The organism is Mycobacterium sp. E183 (genome assembly GCF_001667735.1).
Lineage (GTDB): Bacteria > Actinomycetota > Actinomycetes > Mycobacteriales > Mycobacteriaceae > Mycobacterium.
Genome location: NZ_LZJN01000043.1, coordinates 1 through 20572, shown reverse-complemented (window position 1 = coordinate 20572; position 20572 = coordinate 1). Strand labels below are relative to the sequence as shown.

Genomic DNA, 20572 nt, shown 5'->3' with positions numbered 1-20572 from the left:
AACGCGCAGCGATCGATCGACGAACGAGTGCTGCCGGCCGTCCTGCTGCTCAAGGCCGTCGGCGTCGCCGCGCAGCGGTTCACTGAGTTCAACGGATTCTGGCGGGAAGACGGGTTCGAGCCCGCCAACGGCGTTCACGTCGGGGTCGGGATATCGCTGCGCGGCGGCGGCCTGGTCGCGCCCGCGATTCACGACGTTCCGGAAAAGAAGCTGGACGAGCTGATGGACGACCTCACCGACCTGGTCGGGCGGGCGCGGTCGTTCTCGCTGCGCAGTTCGGAGATGTCGGACCCGACCATCACCGTCACCAACCTCGGCGATCAGGGCGTCGATGCGGTCTTCGGAGTCATCTACCCGCCGCAGGTCGCGATCGTCGGATTCGGCCAGCCCGCCGAGCGGGTCTGCGTCATCGACGGTGGAATCCGGGTCGTCACCACCGTGCAGGCCACGCTCGCCGCCGACCACCGTGCCAGCGACGGGCACCGGGGCGCGCTCTTCCTCGCCGCCATCAACGAGCTGCTCCAGCAGCCCGACCTCCTAGAGAAGTGAGGCGCTATGACCAATGAAGACACTCGTACCGTGGTGCTGTCGGTACTCACGAGCATCGCCCCGGAGGTCGACCCCGAAGACATCGCCGACGACGTGCTGCTGCGCGACCAGGTGGACCTGGATTCCATGGACTGGCTGAGCTTTCTGCGCGGGATTCACAAGCGACTGCATGTCGACATCCCCGAGTCGGATTATGCGACGCTGCGCACCCTGTCCGACGTGGTGACCTACGTGGAGAAGAACGCGTCCACGGTGTGAGCCGCCAATCGCGAACGGGGACATCATCTTTCGCGGGCAAGGGACAGGGGGTCGCATCATGGGCAAGACGCCCGAGATCGAGGTGCTCGAAAAGGCGGTGCTGCTCGCCTGCCGCGCCCCCTCGGTGCACAACAGCCAGCCCTGGCGCTGGGTGTCCGAGGGCGGTGCCCTGCGCCTGTTCGTCGACCGTCGCAGGGCGATACCCGCTACCGACTATTCGGGCCGGGAAGTGATCCTGAGTTGTGGCGCCGTGCTGAACCACCTCTGCGTCGCCATGACCGCCGCGGGCTGGGAACCGAAAGTCCAGCGGCTTCCCGACCCGGACGACCCCGACCAGCTGGCCACGGTCACGTTCAGCCCGCTCGAGCACGTCACCGAGGCCCAGCACCGCCGCGCGGAGGCGATCCTGCAGCGTCGCACCGACCGGCTTCCGCTGGGCAGACCCACCTATTGGGAGCTGTTCGAACCCGCCCTGCGGGAGACCTTCGACGACAAGGTGGTCAGCCTCGACGTGTTGGCCGATGAGGTGCGCCCCCTGCTGGTGCAGGCGTCGCAGCTCACCGAGGAGCTGCGCCGCGACGACTCGTACTATCACGCCGAACTCGACTGGTGGACTTCGTCGTTCGTGTTGGCCGAGGGGATGCCGCCCAGCGCGCTGGCCTCCGACAAGGAGAGCTGGCGGGTCGACGTGGCCCGCAGCTTTCCGGTCAGGAGCCACGCGGACCGCCGCGGCGACGTCAAGGTCGATTGGGCGAAAATCCTGGTGCTGTGCACGCCAGGGGACACCAGGTCCGACGTGTTGCGGTGCGGCGAGGTGCTGTCGACGGTGCTGCTGGAATGCACGGTCGCCGGGATGGCGACCTGCCCGCTCACCCATCTGATCGAGCTCGAGGAAAGCCGGGACATCGTGCGCGACCTGGTGGGTCGGTACGGCGAGCCACAGGCGCTGATCCGCGTGGGGATCGCGCCGCCGATGGAACAGCTCCCGCCGGCAACCCCGCGGCGCCGGTTGAACGATGTGCTGCAGATCCGGTAAACGATCATTGGTCCCCGGCCCGCGGGACTTTCGGCCGACGCCCGCGCCGGGCTCGCGCAATACCATCGGGTGTGTAGCGCTTTTCGATGAAGGGGACGACTGATGTCACTGATCGACGATGGGGTGTCCATCCTGCCGGTGAACGAATGCTGGGATCTGATCGCGGGCGTGACGCTGGGCCGCCTGGTCACCAGCGTCGGCGGTCAGCCCGAGATCTTCCCGGTCAACTTCGCCGTCCAGCGCCACACGGTGCTGTTCCGCACCGCCGAGGGGACCAAATTGGTCAGCACCGCGATCAACAACCGGGTGCTGTTCGAGGTCGACGACCACAACGTCGCCGAGGGGTGGAGCGTGATCATCAAGGGCACGGCGCGCTCTCTGCGCAGCAACGAGGACATCGAGGAGGCCGAACGCGCCCAGGTACTGCCCTGGACGGCCTCGCAGAAGTCACATTTCGTGCGGATCGTCCCCGAGATCGTCACGGGCCGCCGGTTCCGTTTCGGTGCCGCGGAGTGATGCGCGGCTAACCGGACCGCATCCGCCGCGGCCGCGGCACGAACTCCAGCGACAGCAGCACCATCAGCGCCGCCGGAATGTGATGGGCGCACAGCACCACGTAGCGCCGGTTCGACAGCGCGTGGAACTTGCGCAGGTACCGGTACAACGACTCCAGCCGGATCAGCGGGTCCAACAGGTGGATCAGCCGCAGCGCGGCCCGCTGCAGCAGGCCCGGCCGCGTGGCTTCGAAGATTTCCGGAAACGCCGCAAAGGCGAGGGAAAGACGCTCTCCCCCAGACTGTTCCGCGTGAGCGATCATGTCGACGCTGAGCCGCTCGTCGACGCCGTTGGGCGCGTCCGGGCGACGGAACGGCACGTCCAGGCTGACCTCGGAACCCCCGCCGGCGGTGAGGTATCGGTGAAACGCGACCGCACGCCCGTCCCTGTCCCGCGCGATGGCCAGCGAGACGCCCGGGAAGCGGCCCTGCAGCGCGCCGTCGAGGTTCATGCAGAAGCCGCGGTCGGTGCGCGCGGCCCGGTGCGCGGCGTACAACACCTCGGTCAGCTCGGCCAGCATCGTGCCACTGAGGTGCTGTTCGTCGACGATCTCGGTCGTGACGCCGCAGTTGCGGGTGCGCTGAACAGCCTGGCGCAGGTTGCGAAAGCGGCGCCCCCTCAGGGTGAAGTGGCGGATGTCGACGACGACATCGCGACCGATCGGCACCGACAGCATCGGCTGGCCGACCGTGTCCCTGCGCCACAGCCCGAGGTGGCGTTCACCCGCGGCCAACACGATGATCTGCCAGCCCCGGCCGCGGCACATGCGGACGAAATCAACTGCCAGCTCATCGAATCGGGTCACATCACCGATCGGATCGCCGCTCACCACGGCGAAACCCAGCCGCGTTCGGTAGGCGATCGCCGCAGTGCCCTCGGTGTTGAAGTGATAGCTCTTGCTCGAATGCATCGCGAACGGCGCCAACGGATCTCCGCGCGTGACGTCGACCAGACCCCACACCCGGCCCAGCAGCTCCGGCTGCGCCCGCACCGTGGTGGGCAGCGTCAGCACGAGCCCGCTGCCGGCGATCAGGACATTGCCCAGCACCGTCCAGGACGCGACATGCGCCCCGAGCCCGGCCGCCACCGCGGCGGCGGCGTACACCGCATGTGCGGTGGTCACCGGACGGCCGAGAAAGACGCCGCGCGCGATCAAGGCGGCCGCCCCCAGCAGCGCCATCGACCAGCCGAACCGGCCCGGGGCGACGCGTTCATAGCCCAGATATTCGCGGGCGACCAGCACCACGAACCAGAGCAGGACGCACAGCAGCATCAGCACGCTGACGCGGCGCGCCGCGGGCGCATCGGCGCCCACCAAGATCCGTTCCCCGCCCCGCGCCGTGTTGGCGCCGCGGCTCTCGGGACTGATTTTCACCGCGCGCTCTAGCGCACCACGAGCACGGAGCATTCGGGGTGGCGGAAGAGCGGGTGCCCTTGGGGTCCGACCAACTGCGCCAGCTGCCGCGCCTCGTCCGCGCCGATCACGGCGAGTTGTACTCGCTCGTCGTTGGCGCTCAGGTAGCCCGCGATGCCCCGCCTCGTGGTGATCGGGTAGACGCGCACCTCGGGGTATTGCCGCCCCCAGTCCGCCACCCGGCGTTCGAACGCGCCGTCGCCGTGCTCGGTGAGTTCCTCGGGGCGGCCACCGAGGACGAGCATGGGAGCGCGTCGCAGTTTCGCCTCCGCCGCAGCGAAACTCACGACGGCGTCGTTGTTGGGTGTGTCCGTCATGCGGACCACGATCCAATTGATGTCCGGTGGCGGCCGGTCGGAGCCGGTCCGCAGGACCGCCACCGGGCATTGCGCCTTCTCGGCGAGTTCGGTCGCCGTCGAACCCACGATCGAGCGGGCGTAGCGCCCGATGCCGACGCAGCCGACGCAGATCAGCGCGGCATCCGACGACGCCTCCAGCAGCACCGAACCCGCGGGGCCCCGCGCCACCTCGGTTTCCAGCGGCACGGCCTTCTTCGTGGCCTCAACCGCCAACCGCGCTTGCCCGAGCGACTTCTCGGCGTGCGCTACGTCGCGCTCGTAGTCTTCCGGTGCCTCGTGCGTCGGTTTGATGACGGAGACCAGACGCAGTGCAACGCCGCGGGTGATGGCCTCGTCGACGCCCCACAGCGCGGCCGCGATCGCCGCCGACGAACCGTCGATTCCCACCAGTATCGGTTTCATCGTCGGACCCCTTCCGCTGTCGAAAGTGTGTCAGCGCGTTTGGATGGACGAGCGGATCGGCACGGCCGGGGCCAGCCGCTCGGCGCGGCGCTTGACGGCGAGCAACAGGCCACGCGTCCCGAGGGAGATCATCGGCCGGGCCAGTTCCAGGACGAACACCTCGCCGGGGTAGCGCAAGCCGATTCGGGCGCGCGCGAGAAGCCGGACCCGGTCCTCCCAGTGCGGTTGCAGGTGAAACGACAGGACCGCGGTCCAGCGCGGTTCGGATCGCATGGCATTGAGCACGACATACTTCTCGGGCGCGATCTCCGTGACCCGCAACGTCACCCCGTCCGGCAACCCCCGCCAGCCCTCGGGAGCCAGGCGGATCACGTCCCCCACCCGCAGGCTCCCGTTATCGGCCTGTCCCGCAACGGTTTCCGGCCCCTGGATGCCGCCCGCCGCCCTGTCCCGGCCCATTTGCATCAGCCAGGACCACACCACGGGCGCGGTCGCGTCGATGTCGACCGCCTCGGTCGTCTGCACGGCCGGATCGGCCACCAACATGTCCCCCGGGACCCGCAGCTGCGACTCGGCCTTGGTTGCGCCCCAATTGCGGTAGTACCTGCGCGCGCAGTACAGCACGGTGAGCAGCGCAGCGGTCTGGGCGAAGCGCTTTCTCGTGTTGGCCATGGCGCCAGTGTGCGCGGAGCGCCCCGATGCCTGCGAGGGTCCTAGGTCCTTGGTGCGGCCGCCAATATGCCCTGCGCACCCGCGGGAAGCGCCGCCCTAGCCGGCCGGGGTGATCAGTCCGTAATGCCCGTCGTAGCGGTGGTATAGCACGCTGGCGCAGCCGTAGACGGCGTGGATGAAGAACAGGAACGGCAGGCCGAGCATGGCCAGCCGGTCTTCGGCTCCCTCTTCGGTGAGGCACGGCAGCGGTTGTGAGCTGATGGTGACGGGCAGCGCGTGTGGACTCACCCGGTCGGCCATCCCCGGCGCCGCCAGCGCCAGGCGGTACCCCGTGGGCCCGCCGCGGTACAGCACGCCGGCGGTGCCGGTGCCCTTCTCCGTGAACAGGTGAAAGTCGTAGTCGAGCAGCTCGAGTTCGCGGGCGGCCTCGTCGAGGGTGCAGGGCGCCAACGTGAACGACTTGCGTCGGATGACGCGTCGGTGGTTCGCCTGGCGGGGAAGATAATTCGGCCGGTGGGCCGCCTCGGACTCGTACCGCCATTCGTCGGCTCCCGCCGGGAACTCATCGCGGCGCGCCTCCCAGTGGTCGGCGGCGCGTTGCAGGCGGCGACGCAGCCGCGCCGCGAGAAGATCGACGGCTTCCCACGCCGTGTCGGCCTGCACCTGGGCGCGGACCGGCCGGCCGTCGACATCGAGGTTGGCCTGGGCGACGACCGGCCGCTGCACGGCCGGATCGCGGTGCCGGGTCAGCCGCACCCGGGCGTGCAGGACCGGCCGGCTCGTGTACCGCGTCAGCTCACCGATCTTGCGGCGCGCATATTCGGCCGCCGCGGGGAGTTCGTCACGGGCGGTGACCTGGACGTCCATCTCCTGTGGCGCTGGGGATTTGTGACTCATAGGTTAAGTGCTACGTCACGGAAACTGTTGCGGGACAGGGCCAAAAGTCACCGATCGGCCGTCGTCATGACGCCGCCTGGGAGCCCCCGGCCCGTTTGCGCATCCGGGTGGCGAACGCCGCGGCCCGGTCGAGGTCGTGTTCGTTGGGCCGCCCCCGGTTGATGCCGCCGATGAACCCGAAGGGTCCCACCGTGTCGAACCCCCGGCAGGAGAACGATCCGACCACCGTGAAGCCCTTTTGCTCGAGCTTGTCGCGAATCGGCCTGTGGTAACCCAACAGCGGAATCTCGCGCGCTCCGCTGGTGAAGAACGTGAAGGCCGCGGTGCGGTGGTCGGTGGCCGGGAGCCGGCTGATCAATCTCCGCAACCTCGCGTCGGCCATCATGTAGTAGATGCCGGAGCCGAAACCGACGAGGTCGTAGTCACGAACGATCTCGGGTCCGACCGACTCGGGGGTGACGACCTCGGCGCCCAGAACCTCGGCCATCCGGTCGGCCACCAGCCGGGTGTTGCCGTGGGATCTGGAAGCGCACACTATCAGCGACCTCATGGCCCGCTCCTTCGTGCAAACGTGGCTGGACGATTCCATGCTGCGTAGCGACCGTCGACCCGGTAAGGGCGCAAAGGCACAGCGGCTTGAGGGCCTTGGTCACTTTTCGTCGAATCAGCCCTGGTGGAGGGCGGGCTCAGGGCGGAAGAACGGAGGTCCCTCGCGGTCGGGACTTCGGTCCCTATCGGCAAGTCCGGCGAACCGGTCAAATAAGTGTTGTGACCGTGACAGTTCCGAGAACGAAGCGCAATACCGTGCCAAGCGTTGTCGGGGCGGAGGTAATCATCCTCGAGTCGCACCCGGCGTGGGTTTCGGCGCGGCGCTACGAAGCCGAGCTGCTCGAGTCGATGCGCAGGCACCCGTCGTCGATGGCCCGGCCGTGAGCCGACGAATGACGGCGGTGCTGGCGGCGGCGCTGCTGCTGCTCGCCGGTGCGCCTGGCGTCGCCGCCGCCGACAGCGGGCGGCCGCAGGCAAAGCCGGAGGAGCGGGCGGCGGCCCTGATCCGGCCGTCCATCATGTATCTTGCCGGTGAGGGCTACGGCTTGGTCCGGTTGCCCAGCGGTGAGATCCTGTCGCAATTCGGGCGGGGATCCAGCATGCCGTTCCTGGCGACCTGGAACTGCACGGCCTTCGTCGTCAACCCCGACGGGTGGGTGGCGACGGCAGGTCACTGCGTGGACCCCGCGAGCGCCACGGAACTGATACTCAAGCGGGCCGTCGAAGAGTATCGAAGCGAGTTTCCGAATGCGCCCGAGTCGAGCGACCCCGCGGCCACATTGGAGTGGTTGCAGAAGAACGCGCGGGTGGAAGGCGACGCCGTCGGCCAGGGGCCCCATGTCGGTATCGCGCTGATGTCCGGTACGGGAACCAAACTCGCGGACAAGGTCGTCGCCAACGTCGTCGAGTTCCGGCCGCTGGGAAAGGGCGACGCCGCTCTGCTGAAGGTGGCCAAGCAAAACCTTCCGTCGTCCGAGCTCGCCACCGACGCCGAGGTGACCATCGGCACGCCCGTCCTCGCGGTCGGCTTCCCCGAGAGCACGCAGAACGTCACCGGCGCTTCGCTGGACCCCACCTACAAGAGCGGCAAGGTCAGCAAGAAGTCCGTCTCGGGAACGAATCCGACGTACGAGATCGACGCCGCGATGACCGAAGGCATGAGCGGTGGCCCGACAATCGGGTTGAACGGCAAGGTGATCGGCGTGAACAGCTTCGCACCCGCCGGCGAAACGCAGCCGTTCAACTTCATCGGCCCGGCCGACGGTGTCGCTGCCATCATGGCCGGTAAGGGCGTCAAGCCGACGCTCGGACCGGCCGACCAGTTCTATCGCAAGGGGCTGACCGCCTTCTACGCCGGCCACTACACCGACGCGATCGCCGCTTTCGACCAGACGCTGGCCATGTCACCCGGCTACCCGGGCCTGGAGGACCTCAAGACAACGGCGGTCAACCTGCGCCAGCAATACGGCGACTCCTCGTCGCTGAGCGGCGCGAATCTGTTGTGGTACATCGTGATCAGCGTCGCGTCGGTGATCGGCCTCGCCGCCGGGGTGGCCATCCTCGGCCGCAGCAGGCGCCGCCCCCCGACGCCCGACGTGCAGCCGCTGCGCCTGATGCCCCGGCATGAGGAGGACGACGAACCACACTTCTGCGCGCACTGCGGCGCCGAGCATCATCCGACCGAACGGTTCTGCCCCAACTGCGGCAAGCACATCGATCTTCCCGCGGCGACGCGAGGAACCGGGCTGATATCTTGACCGAGGGCGCGGTGGACGCGGGACTATCCATCAGATTGGCGTCCGGGTTCGACGAAGCGGTGGCCCGCACCCGGGAAGCCCTTGCGCAGCAAGGTTTCAGCGTTCTGACCGAAATCGACGTCAGAGCAAGGCTGCAGGCGCAGCTCGGCGTGGAGCTGGAGGATTACCTCATCCTGGGCGCCTGCAATCCGGAGTTGGCGTACCGGGCGATCAACGTCGATCGGGAGATCGGGCTGCTGCTGCCGTGCAACATGTTGGTGCGCGCCGACCCGGGTGACGCGGGCAGCGTGATCGTCGAGGCGATGGATCCCGGCCTCCTGGTCGAGGTGACCGGCGAGCCGGCGCTGGTCACCATCGCCGCCGAGGTCACCGAGAACCTGCGTGCTGCGATCGCGTCGCTGACCGAAAGCGATTGATTTCGGCGGCCACCATACCGACCAGCATCGGCACCGCGCGGGCGACGCGAGGGCTCAGCCCGGCCCCCGGGCCGGTGTCCGCCGCCTCGACGGCGAAGACCACGATCGCGCCGGGTACCCGTTCGAGCGCTCGAGCCAGGGCATGGGTGCGGCCGATGTCGATGTGGTGCGAGCTCAAACCCCCGGGCTGGGCGGGCACGCCGTCCACGTCAATGCGGTGGATGCGACCCGGGTCCGCCGGTTCGGCGATCGCCGCGTCGATGACGACCGCCAGTCCCGCCCCCGTCCACGCCTCGATGAGCCCCATCGGCTCGGCGATACCGGTTCGCACAACGACATTGGGCCACGCGAGATCGCGCAACGCGTCGGCGGCGGCGACGCCGACACCGTCGTCGCGCCGGTAGCCGTTGCCGAGCCCGATGACGGCGACCCGGCCGGCGGCCGCTGACTCATCCGCGGTCATCCCCGCTCCACCGTCAGCCTCAAAAAGTGCGCCGAGCACGAGATACAGGGGTCGTAGCTGCGGATCAGCTGCTCGCACAGCTCGGTCAATGCGGCATCGTCGAGCGCGAGGTTGCCCGAGACCAGGCGGGCCAGGTCGGCCTCGATGGCCCCCTGGTTCTGCGACGTCGGCGGGATCATCGTCGCCGCCGACACCAGCCCGTCCTCCTCGATCCGGTAGCGGTGGTACAGCAGGCCGCGCGGCGCCTCGCTGACCCCGTGGCCGACGCCGGCCCGCGCCGGGACATCGACGAACGGCCGCGCCGGGCGCCGGTATTCGGCGATGATGCGCAGCGACTCCTCGATCGCGTAGACCACTTCGACGGCGCGGACGACGATGCTGCGGAACGGGTTTCGGCATTCGCCCGACAAGCCGGCCCGAGCGGCGGCTTGCGCGGCGATCGGCGACAACGCCGCCGCGTTCAGCGAGTACCGGGCCAGCGGGCCGGTCAGGTAGCGACCGCCGTCGAGGGTCGCGTGCAGGGCGGTGGAGTGCGGCAGCTGCGATTCGACGATGTGGTCGGTGAAGTCGGCCACGTCGAAGGCCGGACCGGCGCTGCGCGCGATGACGCCGTTCTCGATCGGGTAGGCGCCCGGCGCGGTGAGCGCCAGGAACTCGTGGTCCAGCTCGAGGTCGGGGAACTCGAATCCCGCCACCCACTCGACCGTCGCCACCGCGTCGTCCAGCGCGCGGCGCAACTCCTCCTCGATCGGCTGGAACTCCAAACGCGTTGGCACGGAGTAGAATCCACCTAGACGCACGTTCACCGGGTGTATCGCCCGGCCCCCGACGAATTCCATCAGCCGGTTGCCCACCTTCTTCAGCGCGAGCCCCCGCTCGACGATCTCCCGGTGGTCGCGGGCCATCCCGACGATGTCGGGGTAGCCGAGGAAGTCCGGCGCGTGCAGCAGGTAGATGTGCAGCGCGTGACTGTTGATCCACTCGCCGCAGTACAGCAGTCGCCGCAACGCGACGAGCTGCTCGTCCACCCGCACGCCGCAGGCCTCCTCGATCGCGTTGCAGGAGCTGACCTGATAGGCGACCGGGCAGATGCCGCAGACCCGGGCCGTCAGGTCGGGCGGCTCGGTGTGGGCGCGTCCGCGCAGGAACGCCTCGAAGAACCGCGGCGGCTCGTAGATGTTGAGCTGCACGCTGTGCAGCGCACCGTCTCGCAGCGTGACGTGCAGCGCGCCTTCGCCTTCCACGCGGGTCAACGCGCCGACGCTGAGCGTGCGTTCGGACGGGTTCACGGCTTGCTCCGTTCGGCCGCGAAGGTGGCGACGTTGAACGTCGAGAACACCCGGTCGACGCCGCCCTCGGACATGCCGTCGCGGCGCAACAGCGGGATCAGCGTCGCGGTCCGCGGCGCCGCGGACGGCCCGAAGCAGCCGTAGCAACCGCGATGATGACTCGGGCACAACGCCCCACAGCCGGCGTGGGTGACCGGCCCCAGGCACGGAATCCCCTCGGCGACAACCACACACGTCACCCCGCGGAGCTTGCACTCGGTGCACACCGTCTTGGCCGGCAGCCGTGGCTTGCGCCCGATCAGCAGGGCCGCCAGGGTGTCGAGCAGTTGGCCCCGGTCGATCGGGCAGCCCGGCAACTGGTAATCGACCTTGACATGGGCGGAGGCCGGCGTGGACGTCGCCAGCGTGTCGATGTATTCCGGCCTGGCATAGACGACGGAGGTGAACTCGGTGATGTCGGCGAAGTTGCGCAGCGCCTGCACTCCCCCGGCCGTCGCGCACGCCCCGATGGTGACCAGCACCTTCGATTGCTCCCGGATCTCCTGGATGCGCTGCAAGTCGTGCCGGGTGGTGATCGAGCCCTCGACCAAAGACACGTCGTAGGGGCCGTCGACCGTCGCGCTGGAGGCCTCGGCGAAGTTGGCGATCTGCACCTGGTCGGCGAGGGTGAGCAGTTCGTCCTCGCAGTCCAGCAGGGTCAGCTGACATCCGTCGCAGGAGGCGAACTTCCACACGGCCAGGGTGGGTCGGCTCATCACAGCTCCTTCACCCGCAGCAGCGGCCCGGCGACGTCGTAGCCGACTACCGGGCCGTCGCGGCACAGCAGCAGCGGCCCCAGCTGACAGTGACCGCACAATCCCGCACCGCACTGCATGTTTCGCTCCAGGGATACTCGAATATTCTCGGCCGCAACGCCTTTCGCGAGCAGGGCCTCGGCGCCGAACCGCAGCATCGGCTCGGGTCCGCACAGGAAGGCGGTCGTCCGACCGGGGTCCAGGACGAGTCGGCCGAGTGGCTCGGTGACCAGGCCGACCTCACCGTCCCAGCCCGGTGTCTTGGCGTCGACGATCAAATGCAGTTCGATTTTCGGATCCTGCGCCCACTTTTCGAGCTGAGCGGCGAAGACGAAGTCGGCCTGCGACCGGGCGCCCACGACGAGCGTCACCTTGCCGTAGCGCGACCGCTCGGTCAGCGCCCCGAGTATCGCCGGACGCAAGGGGCACAGGCCGACGCCGCCGGCGACCATGACCAGATCGCGGCCGACGGCCTCCTCGAGCCCCCAGGTGGTGCCGAACGGGCCCCGGACACCGATCACGGTTCCCGGCTGCGCGTCGTGCAGGGCGCGACTGACCGCGCCGACCGCGCGGATCGTGTGCGTGATCGAGCCGTCGGTGACGGTGGGATCACCGCTGATCGAAATCGCGGCCTCGCCGACGCCGAATGCGTAGAGCATCATGAACTCTCCGGGCTGCGGTGCGCGCAACACCTCGCCGAGCGGTTCCAGGCACAGGGTGGCCGAGTCCGGGCTTTCCACGACGCGGCTGCGCACCCGATACGGGTTGGGCGCCATCACCGACGGGGGCGCGGCGACGGCCGCCGCGTCAGTCATCGCGGGCCATCTTGTTCATCTCCTCGGTGATGTCGATGCCGGTGGGACACCAGGCGATGCACCGCCCGCAGCCGACGCACCCGGACATGTCGAACTGGTCGTGCCAGGTGCCGAGTTTGTGGGTCAGCCAATGCCGGTACCGCGAGGCGCCGGACTGGCGGACGCTGCCGCCCCCGTGGATGTAGGTGAAATCGGGCTCGAAGCACGAGGCCCAGTGCAGCCAGCGCTCCGCGTGCTCACCGGTCAGATCGCTGACGTCTTCGGTGCTGGTACAGAAGCAGGTGGGACACACCATCGTGCAGTTGCCACACGTCAGGCAGCGGCTGGCGACCTCGTCCCATTGCGGCGATTCGCGCGAACGGACCAGCAAATCGCGAAGATTCACCTCGGGCATCTGGCGGCCCATGCGATGGGACGCGGCCTCCACCGCGTCACGCGCGGAACCGATCTCCGCGTCGTCGGCGGTCCGATGCGGGACGGCCGCGAGGACGTCGGCGCCATCCGGGGTGCCCACCTCGACCACGTAGGTCACGTCGTCACCGTCGAGCCGCTCGGTGAGCGCCAGGTCGTAGCCCGGACCGGCCGCGGGCCCGGTACCCATCGAGGCGCAAAAGCACAGCCCCCCGGGCTCGGTGCAGTTGACCGCGATCACGAAGATCTGCCGATGCCGGCGCACGAAGGAGCTGTCGGGAAGCTGGCCGCGGCCGAGCACCCGATCGAGCGTCGCGATCGCCGCCAGGTCACACCCGCGCACGCCCAGGAACGCGTAGCGCGGAATCTCCTCTTCCGCTTCGCCGTCGCTGAAACCGTCCCGGGAGCCGGCCCACAACCGGCGCCGTGCCGGGTGCAGAAACTGCTTCCACGACTGCGGCCCGGACGAGTGCCCGAACGCGGCGTCATCGTCGCGGCGGCGCACCCGGTAGTGCCCGGGTGCCACCTCCACGCCCCACCCCCGCGGTAGGTCCGCGGCGGACTCCAATTGATCGAGGACGATCGCGTTGTCCCGCAACGTCGGACCGATCACGCGGTATCCGCGCTCGATCAGGACCTCGACGAGGCGGTGCAACCCGGCGGTGCCGAATGACGCGGCACCGGAATCCTCGCCGTATCCGATCATCGGCTCATCATCTTCCAGTTCGGCTGTGCTGTATAGGGGTTGGACAACGGACGCACCGGTTACGAGGCCTCGGCGAGGAACTCGATGTCGCGTTCCCACATTGCGTCACGGGCACGATCCAGCCGGGCGCGGACGACGGCGACAAGCACCGCCATCGCAACGGCCACCGCCAGCGCCGTCACCCCCGCGACGCCGACCGCCTCGGCCACGGCCAGCCAGGTGGGGGTGGGAGGCATCACCGGATTGCCGTCCGCATCCACCCAGATTTCGACGGTTCCGTCGACCTTGGCCTGCTCGCTGACCGCCAGCGGTCCGACGCGGTCCCCCTTTGGCCCGGCCCACTTCGCTTGCACGACAGTCACGCCCAGATCCTCGACCAGGGCGTCGGTGACCGTTGCCCGCACGCGGTGCCGGTCGTGCGCCTCCTGGATGTACACCCGGTCCCGCGCGCCGTAGGTCACCGCGCCCGCCACGCCGGCGACGGGAACGGCGATCAGGGACACGGCCAGCGCGACCAGGACGACCAACGCTTCGATGCGATCCGAGCGGCGGAGCAAGGGGTTGCGGCCGAAAACGCGTGCCACCCGCCAGCGGCGTGGGTTGAAGGTGAACGTGTCCATGGTGTCCTCTGCGCCGCAACGATTTCGCCGGTTCAGAGGGCGACCCGGTGTTCGTGATCGGCCATCCACTCGACGAAGTCTCCCAGTTCGCGCCGCGGCGTGGCGGGCAACGGGTCCGCGTTGATCGGCGCCCACCCCACCCGTAGCAGCATCTGGGGGTAGTTGCTGTCGCCGAAGATGTCGGATTGAACCGCCGCGCGTGTTCCGGGCGACTCCAACGGTTCGGTGACCGGGCAACTGACCAGGCCCAGTGACGTCGCGGTGAGCAGCACGACGCTGGTCGCCTCACCGGCGCGCAGCTGCGCCAGGCGGTCGTCGTTGCGGGTGCCCAGCGCCAGGACCACGGCGTTGTCGTCGGCCGGTGAGGAGTCGGGCGCCATCGGCAGCACGGGGCCGGCGAAGAAGCGACCGGGAATCTTGGCGGTCGAATCCGGCGCGGGCGTGTTGCGGGCGGGAACGCCGGCGACCGACGCGTAGCGGCCACTCCACGCCGTCAGCTCGGCCAGATAGTCCTGGTTCAGGTGCTCCTGGACGGATTGGGCGACGATGTTGCGCAGGTTGTCGAGGTCTTCTACCTGGCACAGCGTCACCCCGCTGCGCGCCGCCCGGGCCGCCATCAGCGCGACGTCGCCCACCGGCACCGGCCACGAGCTGTAGTTGCGCCGGTCGGTCCGGCGCCGCGGGATGGCAGCGGCCATCGCGATGTCCACGGAGTCGGCCCGGTGCGGCGAAAGTTCAATCGCGGCAAGGTGGCTGGGGTCGGCGGGATTCGGGAACCGGGTCACCTTGGAGAGCCAGCCGACGGCCGCCAGCGCGACGACGCAGTGATGCAGCGCCGCACCGCAACTCAGCATCAGGTCCCGGCCGTCCGGGTCGATGTTGGGCAGCTGCCGGCTGTCATCGGAGTACAGATGCAGGCTCGCCGCGTCGACCCGCCACCGCCAGGGCTGGGAGTTGTGCACCGAGGGCGCCCGAGAGGCCAAACTCAGGACCGTCCGGACCGTGCCGGCATCCGGAAAACGGGTGTTCATGGGTCATTCCCCTTCGGTATTGCGTCTTCCCATTTACGATTGCGGATCGCCGCTCGTCCCACGAGGGCACGACGGCTCTAAGCGGAGGGACTTTGGGCCAATCGCGCAGCTAGGCGGCCGGTGCGATGGCCACATCGATCGACAGCTGATCGCCGATGGCATAGGCCGCCGACCAGTCGCCGACGCAGGCTGCCCTCGCCAGCTCGTCGACCAGGGGGCTGTGGGCGCCCAGCTCCGCCAGCCACGCCGCCACGATGGGTGCGATCTCGTGGCCCGGGACCCGGACGGTGCGGTCGCCGTGGAGACGATCGGTGACGCGGTAGATCGTCGCCGTCGGTACGGCCCGCAGCTGGTGCCGTTGTCTTGCGAACCTCATCACGGCCTCCTCGATCGAGCTTGGAATACATCCGACCACTTCCCCGGCGCGCTTCGTCAGGGCCGAACGCAACCGGGCCGCAAGTGCTTCAGTCGTGCTTTCGAGGATGCGGAGGTCCCGCGGGGGTAGGGCCGTTGGTCACCGCGCCGCGCGCCGCGAACGCGCCCGCGATCGAGGTGGCGGCGATCGTCAACAGCGCGCCGAACATCAGCGCCGACGCTTCGCCCGCGACCAGGAGGTGTTCCTCGGTGCCGATGGTCGCCGCGGCCACCGGCACCCCGAGCTGTGCGGCCGACAGCACCGCCAGGGTCAGCGGTTGGCCGAGCAGCCTGCCTGCGCAGTGCGCGAGCACGGCGCCGAGGCCCAGCCCCGCGCCGAGCAGGATGAGTTTCGGGTGCGAACCCAGCTCGCGCACCTGCAGCGAAGCGCCCAGCCAGACGAAGAACAGCGGGCTGAAGAAACCCTCGGTGATGCCGAAGAGCTGACGCGCCAACCGTCGCGGTTCGCCGACCATGCCGACCACCAGGCCCACCGCGAAGCCCGCCAGCATGACGGACACGCGCGCGCTCACGGCGAGCGCCGCCAGGGCGAACAGCACGATGAGGTTGGTCCGCAGCTCCAACGCGAACCGGCGCTTCTCGGAGTAGGCGTGCAGGCGGCGGCGCCAGCCATCGGATCGCCGCAGCACCACGTACAACACCACCGCGCAGCCCGCCACCGCCAGCGCGCCCAGCGCGGCCGTCGGCGCGTGCCGCAGGTCAATCACCAACGGCAGCAGCACGATACACGCGGCGTCCGCGACCGCGATCTGGGCGGTCACGGCGATCACCTGCGGCCCTTGCAGTTTCAGCGAGTCGATCACCGGCAGCGCCAGGGCCGCCGACGACGAGCCCATCAGGACCGCGTACATCGCCGCGTGCCCGGTTCCGAAGGCCGCCGCCAGGCCGACACCCAGCGCCGCCGCGACGGCGCCGGCCAGTCCCGCGCGCCCCAGCGCCCGGGGCAGCGACGCGCGCAGCGCGCCGGCGCGCACCGGGACGTGCGTGCCGACGACGAACATGACCAGTGCGAAGCCGATGTTGGCGAGCAACTGGAACGTCGGGTTGGTGACGTCGACGAGGCCGAGGCCGGTTCGCCCGACGACCAGGCCCGCGATCAGCTCACCGATGATCACCGGGATCCGCAGGCGCGGCAGCGCGGCCAGCAGCGGGCCGGCCAGTCCGATGGCGGTCAGCAGCGCCAGGGTGTGGAAGCCAAACCCGGCCACGTCAACAGTCCCTGCCCGCCAGCACGAAGTTATTCTGCATTCTTCGCGCCGCAGTCCTAGGGATTGATCGTGTTGTCCCCCACTTGGCGCCCCCAGACGTACTCGATCGCGTACGGCGAGCCGGTGTCGAGATGGTTGTACGGCGCGATGCTGTTCCCGGTGTCCATCACCAATTCCGGTGCAGGCCACAGGTGACGGGTGATGGGCTGCCAGCACCCCGGGGCGCCGCCCGGGCCGCCGCGCGCGTTCACCCGCGGCAGGTTCTCGGGGTAGGTGTACGGGTTCGGCGCGCCGCCGACGACACCGGCGAGGCCGCCGACCAGGCTGGCGATCGTGGCCACCGCCGACACGGGGTTGGCCAGCAGCCCGAGCCCGGACAGCGCCTCGGTGTTCATGTTCAGCGAGTAGCCGTTGAATCCGCCCTCGGACGCACCGGTGAGGGGCACGACGTCGTGGTAGTTGCGCAGCGTGCAGTAGATCGCCGGGCTGTAGGTGTCCAGCAGCTGCGCGGTCGGCACCAGGTCCTGCGCGCCGCGGGCGAGGTACGGGCCGCCCTTGTTGAAGATGTCGGCGCCGGTGTTGCCGAACCCGGCCGCCGACAGCAACGCCTGATCCAAATCCTTCTGCTGTTGATTGATGGTCCGCGAGGTGATCACCGCGTTGTTCAGGAAATCGAACAGATCGGGTGCCGCGTCGGCGTAGGTGTCGCCCAGCCCGGCCAACAGCTGGATGTCGCGCCGCGCCTGCGGCATCTGCGGATTGACGTCGTCGAGGACCGCGTTGGCGTTGACCACCGACTGGCCGAATTTGTCGCCGAGGCCGGTCAGCGCCTGGGCGGCCGCGCTCAGCGTCAGGTTGAGTTTGACCGGATCGACCTTCTCGTTGATCGACACGATCGTCTGGAACAGCGTGTTGATCTCGGTGGTCACCGACCGCGCGTCGATCACCGTGCGCGGGTTGATCCGTTGCGGCGACGGGTTTTCCGGTGCGGTCAACGACACGTATTTGCCGCCGAACACCGTGGTCGCCTTGATGTCGGCGTTCACATTGGCCGGGATGAGCGACAAATAGCGCGGATACACCTCGAGCGTGAACTTGGCGGCCGGCTTGCCGTCCCGAACGGTCTCGGAGATGTTGCCGACGCGGCCGATCTCGACCCCGTTGTAGGTGACCTTCGAGCCGGGATCCATCACCAGCCCGGCCCGCGACGCCAGCATCGTCAGCTTCGTCTTCGCGGTGAAGCCGCCGCGGAACTGGACATACACCAGGGTGAAAACGATGGCCAGGATCACCAGCACGCCGACCGCGATCCACCGGTACGGCGGTAGGCGCTGGGAATTGATCTGCACCGGGGAAGACGTCGCCACCAATGCCCCTTACGTCTGCGCCGAGCGTCCCGGTGCCGCGGCGATCCTTCCCCCTGTCAGGGGCCTGCACACACATGCAATAACGAAGCCCACAAAATGTACCGTGGCGTCCCGCGATATGCGAACCGGCGTTCGCAGAATGGCGGTCGGACCCGGCGGCGGCAGCCAAGCGCGGAAAAGGCGCTACAGCAATCCAATCGGCCGTCGCGGCGCTGACCCGATCGCCTAACCGGCCTTGTCAGGCGTCGGGGTCTGCTGGACGGCGAGCGCGGTGCGCCGCCGGAGGAATTGGGCGAAGTACTCGTTGCGATCGGGCTGCAGAATTCCGTTCAGGAGGAGGGTCCAGCACTTCTGCAGGTCGTGTAAGAAACGTTCGGGTTCATCGAGACTGCTCGTTTTTCGCAGCCCCATGTGCGCGGACAGCATCATCCGGGCCAGGTCCTCGGGGGCGCAGTCGTCATCGATGTCACCCTCGGCGATGGCCTGCTCAACGATCGCCGCCAGCGCTTTGATCCATTGGCCGAACAGATTCTGATGGCGTGCTTCGGATTGCCCCACCGTTTCGACCAGGTTCAACGCCGCCCTGAACAGGTCCGACTTGAGGTCCTGGACGGCCACCAGAAACGAAAAGTCGATGAGGGTCTCCAAGCCTGAAAGCCCTCGGGTCTGCAGGCCATGCAGGGCGAGAGGCACCGCGGCCGTTTGCTCGTCGATCATCGCGAGCGCCAGCGCATGCTTGGAGGTGAAGTGGAAATACAGGGCGCCTTTGGTCAGCCCGGCCTCGGCGAGAATGTCGTCGAGACCAACCTCGTGGTATGGCCGCCGGGCAAACTGCTGCGAGGCGGCCCGAATGATCTGCCGCCGAGTCGCATCGGCGGAGGGGCTCACCACGGCTGGCGTGTGTGGCCGGGCAACGCCACAAGCGGCTGCAATGCCGACAAATCGCCTCCCCTGCGCAGATAAGCAGCTCGATTAAACGGTAACCGCTGAAAGCCGGGCTGTGCGTCGCGCCCACCCGTACTTCTCGCTTCGCTACCCGAACGGGTGGCGGGATTCTTCACAGACGGCAGCGCGGAGCGACTCAGTACACTAAGCGCCACGGAATGCCCAGGCTCGAGGCGAGGCGATTGGGATGCAGACGGGAGCGCAACCGACGCAGGTCGTGGCGACCAGGGTGCAAGCCCCGACCTATGACGACGGCCTGGTTCCCCGCGCGCGGCTCATCGAATTGCTGCGGTCCGGCCGCGCGAAGCGGTTGGCGTTGATCCACGCCCCGGCCGGCTTCGGGAAGACAACCCTGGCCGTGCAGTGGCAGCGGGTGCTCCTCGCCGAGGGCGTCCCGGTGGCGTGGCTCAGCCTGGACCGCGACGACAACGACGTGGTGTCCTTCCTGGCGCACCTCATCGAGGCGGTACGACGGGTCGAGCCGTCGATGGCCGCCAATCTCAGCGATCTGCTCGAACAGCACACGGGCCACGCTCGGCGCTACGTGCTGGCCGAACTCGTCAACCGGATCGCCGAACGCCGCCGGCCGCTGGTGATCGTGTTGGACGACTGGCATCTCATCGACAGTGCCGACACCGCCGCGGCATTGGACTTCCTCTTCGACACCGGGCCGGGCAATTTGCACCTGGTCATCACGAGCCGAACCCAGACGCCGGCTATCGCGAAGCTGAAAGTGCGCAACCAGGTCACCGAAGTCGACACCGCGCATCTGCGCTTCGACCCCGAAGAGTCCGCCGCCTTCTTCGGCCTGAATGCCTTGGCGCTCAACGACGACGACGTGCGCCGCCTATGGGCGAGCACCGACGGCTGGATCGCCGCCCTGCAGCTGGCCACGCTGTCGTTGCGCGGCTGCGAAGATCCGTCGGAGCTGGTCAGCGCCTTCTCCGGTCGTCACCGCTCCATCGGCGACTATCTGGCCCAAAACGTCCTCAACGCCTTGCCGCCCGACTTGCTCGACGTCCTGCTGGCCACCTCCATATGCGATCGCCTCTGCGGAGAGCTCACTTCCGCCCTCAGCGGTCAGCCGCGCGGGCAGACGATCCTCGAAGAACTCGAGCACCGCAACATGTTCCTGCGGCCACTCGACGACGACCGCGAGTGGTTTCGGTATCACCACCTGTTCGCCGATCACCTGCGCCGACGGCTGGAACGTGACTATCCAGAGCGGGTGGCCGACTTGCACCGCACCGCATCGACCTGGTTTGCCGACCACGGGCTGCTCGGCGAGGCGGTGACGCACGCAATCGCCGCGGGCGATGCCGAGGGGGCGGTGGATCTGGTGGAACGCCACGCAATGCCCCTGGTGGAACACAGCCGGATGGCGACGCTGCTCGGGCTGGTCAACAAGCTGCCCAAGACGTTGCTGGCCAGTCGGCCGAACCTGCAGATCGCCATCGCGTGGGCCCATTGCCTGCTGCACCAGGCCCCGGAGGTGCAGGTCGCCCTCGACCACGTTCGCGCCGCGGCGCCCTCGGCCACCGACGGTTTCGGCGCAGGCGTCCTCGGCGAGGCCGACGTGGTGCAGGCCTGCACGGACGTCTACGGCGATCGCATCGACCGCGCC

At 68.7% G+C, this 20572-nt stretch carries 24 protein-coding genes; 8 read left to right on the top strand and 16 right to left on the bottom strand.

The genetic code is table 11. From position 1 onward, the window contains the following. The 4 genes from A5691_RS04095 to A5691_RS04080 form a co-directional block, all read left to right on the top strand. A partial coding sequence (locus A5691_RS04095; protein WP_197694447.1) for a 2-oxo acid dehydrogenase subunit E2 occupies positions 1-549 on the top strand: 549 nt, incomplete at its 5' end. 6 nt (positions 550-555) lie between these two features. Further along, positions 556-807, top strand: coding sequence for an acyl carrier protein (locus tag A5691_RS04090; RefSeq protein WP_067747903.1), 252 nt, complete (start codon positions 556-558; stop codon positions 805-807). Between the two features lie 58 nt (positions 808-865). Then, positions 866-1843 carry an NAD(P)H nitroreductase gene (locus A5691_RS04085; RefSeq protein WP_156669867.1) on the top strand — a complete coding sequence of 326 codons (978 nt, stop codon included), beginning with the start codon at positions 866-868 and terminating at the stop codon, positions 1841-1843. Positions 1844-1945: 102 nt separating this feature from the next. Continuing rightward, on the top strand, positions 1946-2359 hold the full coding sequence (locus tag A5691_RS04080; protein ID WP_068018306.1) for a pyridoxamine 5'-phosphate oxidase family protein: 414 nt from the start codon (positions 1946-1948) through the stop codon (positions 2357-2359). A gap of 7 nt (positions 2360-2366) precedes the next feature. On the opposite strand, the gene A5691_RS04075 is transcribed toward A5691_RS04080, so the two are convergent. From A5691_RS04075 to A5691_RS04055, 5 genes are all read right to left on the bottom strand, one after another. Next, complete coding sequence (locus tag A5691_RS04075) at positions 2367-3773, bottom strand: bifunctional lysylphosphatidylglycerol flippase/synthetase MprF (RefSeq protein ID WP_231975324.1); 1407 nt, start codon at positions 3771-3773, stop codon at positions 2367-2369. A gap of 8 nt (positions 3774-3781) precedes the next feature. Beyond that, a complete protein-coding gene (locus tag A5691_RS04070) occupies positions 3782-4573 on the bottom strand; it encodes a universal stress protein (RefSeq protein ID WP_068018309.1) in 792 nt (263 codons plus the stop codon). 30 nt (positions 4574-4603) lie between these two features. Continuing rightward, positions 4604-5245, bottom strand: coding sequence for a hypothetical protein (locus tag A5691_RS04065; RefSeq protein ID WP_068018311.1), 642 nt, complete (start codon positions 5243-5245; stop codon positions 4604-4606). Between the two features lie 96 nt (positions 5246-5341). Further along, positions 5342-6142 carry an HPF/RaiA family ribosome-associated protein gene (locus tag A5691_RS04060; RefSeq protein ID WP_068018313.1) on the bottom strand — a complete coding sequence of 267 codons (801 nt, stop codon included), beginning with the start codon at positions 6140-6142 and terminating at the stop codon, positions 5342-5344. A gap of 64 nt (positions 6143-6206) precedes the next feature. Further along, positions 6207-6692: a flavodoxin family protein gene (locus A5691_RS04055; protein WP_067780364.1), complete on the bottom strand. Its 486-nt coding sequence runs from the start codon at positions 6690-6692 to the stop codon at positions 6207-6209. A gap of 254 nt (positions 6693-6946) precedes the next feature. On the opposite strand from A5691_RS04055, the gene A5691_RS28905 reads away from it, so the two are divergent. From A5691_RS28905 to A5691_RS04045, 3 genes are read left to right on the top strand one after another with little or no spacing between them, the layout of a single operon-like run. Further along, complete coding sequence (locus A5691_RS28905) at positions 6947-7075, top strand: hypothetical protein (protein ID WP_255369121.1); 129 nt, start codon at positions 6947-6949, stop codon at positions 7073-7075. After that, entirely contained in the window at positions 7072-8448 is a 1377-nt protein-coding gene (locus tag A5691_RS04050; RefSeq protein ID WP_231968978.1) for a trypsin-like peptidase domain-containing protein, read from the top strand. Before A5691_RS28905 ends, A5691_RS04050 begins: the two co-directional genes overlap by 4 nt. 11 nt (positions 8449-8459) lie before the next feature. Continuing rightward, positions 8460-8864: a DUF302 domain-containing protein gene (locus tag A5691_RS04045; protein ID WP_067780366.1), complete on the top strand. Its 405-nt coding sequence runs from the start codon at positions 8460-8462 to the stop codon at positions 8862-8864. Here the strand turns inward: A5691_RS04045 and A5691_RS04040 are convergent. The 11 genes from A5691_RS04040 to A5691_RS03990 all read right to left on the bottom strand — a co-directional run bounded on the left by A5691_RS04040 (position 8815) and on the right by A5691_RS03990 (position 18891). Further along, a complete protein-coding gene (locus tag A5691_RS04040) occupies positions 8815-9327 on the bottom strand; it encodes a hydrogenase maturation protease (RefSeq protein ID WP_067747915.1) in 513 nt (170 codons plus the stop codon). The genes A5691_RS04045 and A5691_RS04040 overlap by 50 nt on opposite strands. Beyond that, positions 9324-10616, bottom strand: a complete 1293-nt coding sequence (locus tag A5691_RS04035; protein WP_067780345.1) for a Ni/Fe hydrogenase subunit alpha — start codon at positions 10614-10616, stop codon at positions 9324-9326. Before A5691_RS04035 ends, A5691_RS04040 begins: the two co-directional genes overlap by 4 nt. Further along, the gene (locus A5691_RS04030) at positions 10613-11371 is read right to left on the bottom strand and encodes an oxidoreductase (RefSeq protein WP_067780347.1); all 759 of its coding nucleotides are present in this window, start codon (positions 11369-11371) and stop codon (positions 10613-10615) included. Before A5691_RS04030 ends, A5691_RS04035 begins: the two co-directional genes overlap by 4 nt. Further along, positions 11371-12225 carry an FAD/NAD(P)-binding protein gene (locus A5691_RS04025; RefSeq protein WP_068018316.1) on the bottom strand — a complete coding sequence of 285 codons (855 nt, stop codon included), beginning with the start codon at positions 12223-12225 and terminating at the stop codon, positions 11371-11373. Before A5691_RS04025 ends, A5691_RS04030 begins: the two co-directional genes overlap by 1 nt. Next, entirely contained in the window at positions 12218-13342 is a 1125-nt protein-coding gene (locus A5691_RS04020; RefSeq protein WP_068018319.1) for a 4Fe-4S dicluster domain-containing protein, read from the bottom strand. The genes A5691_RS04025 and A5691_RS04020 overlap by 8 nt, the downstream gene beginning before the upstream one ends. A gap of 59 nt (positions 13343-13401) precedes the next feature. Continuing rightward, entirely contained in the window at positions 13402-13962 is a 561-nt protein-coding gene (locus tag A5691_RS04015; protein WP_067747924.1) for a hypothetical protein, read from the bottom strand. 32 nt (positions 13963-13994) lie between these two features. Next, a complete protein-coding gene (locus A5691_RS04010) occupies positions 13995-14993 on the bottom strand; it encodes a nitroreductase family protein (protein ID WP_067747926.1) in 999 nt (332 codons plus the stop codon). Between the two features lie 109 nt (positions 14994-15102). Continuing rightward, complete coding sequence (locus tag A5691_RS04005; RefSeq protein ID WP_067780353.1) at positions 15103-15369, bottom strand: hypothetical protein; 267 nt, start codon at positions 15367-15369, stop codon at positions 15103-15105. 88 nt (positions 15370-15457) lie between these two features. Next, complete coding sequence (locus tag A5691_RS04000) at positions 15458-16636, bottom strand: cation:proton antiporter (protein ID WP_068018321.1); 1179 nt, start codon at positions 16634-16636, stop codon at positions 15458-15460. A gap of 56 nt (positions 16637-16692) precedes the next feature. After that, positions 16693-17985 (bottom strand): MCE family protein, encoded by a 1293-nt coding sequence (locus tag A5691_RS03995; RefSeq protein ID WP_067780359.1) that lies wholly within the window; start codon positions 17983-17985, stop codon positions 16693-16695. A gap of 243 nt (positions 17986-18228) precedes the next feature. Further along, positions 18229-18891 carry a TetR/AcrR family transcriptional regulator gene (locus A5691_RS03990; protein WP_231968980.1) on the bottom strand — a complete coding sequence of 221 codons (663 nt, stop codon included), beginning with the start codon at positions 18889-18891 and terminating at the stop codon, positions 18229-18231. A gap of 244 nt (positions 18892-19135) precedes the next feature. On the opposite strand from A5691_RS03990, the gene A5691_RS03985 reads away from it, so the two are divergent. After that, positions 19136-20572 (top strand): AAA family ATPase (locus tag A5691_RS03985; RefSeq protein ID WP_156675697.1); only part of this gene is annotated, 1437 nt, incomplete at its 3' end.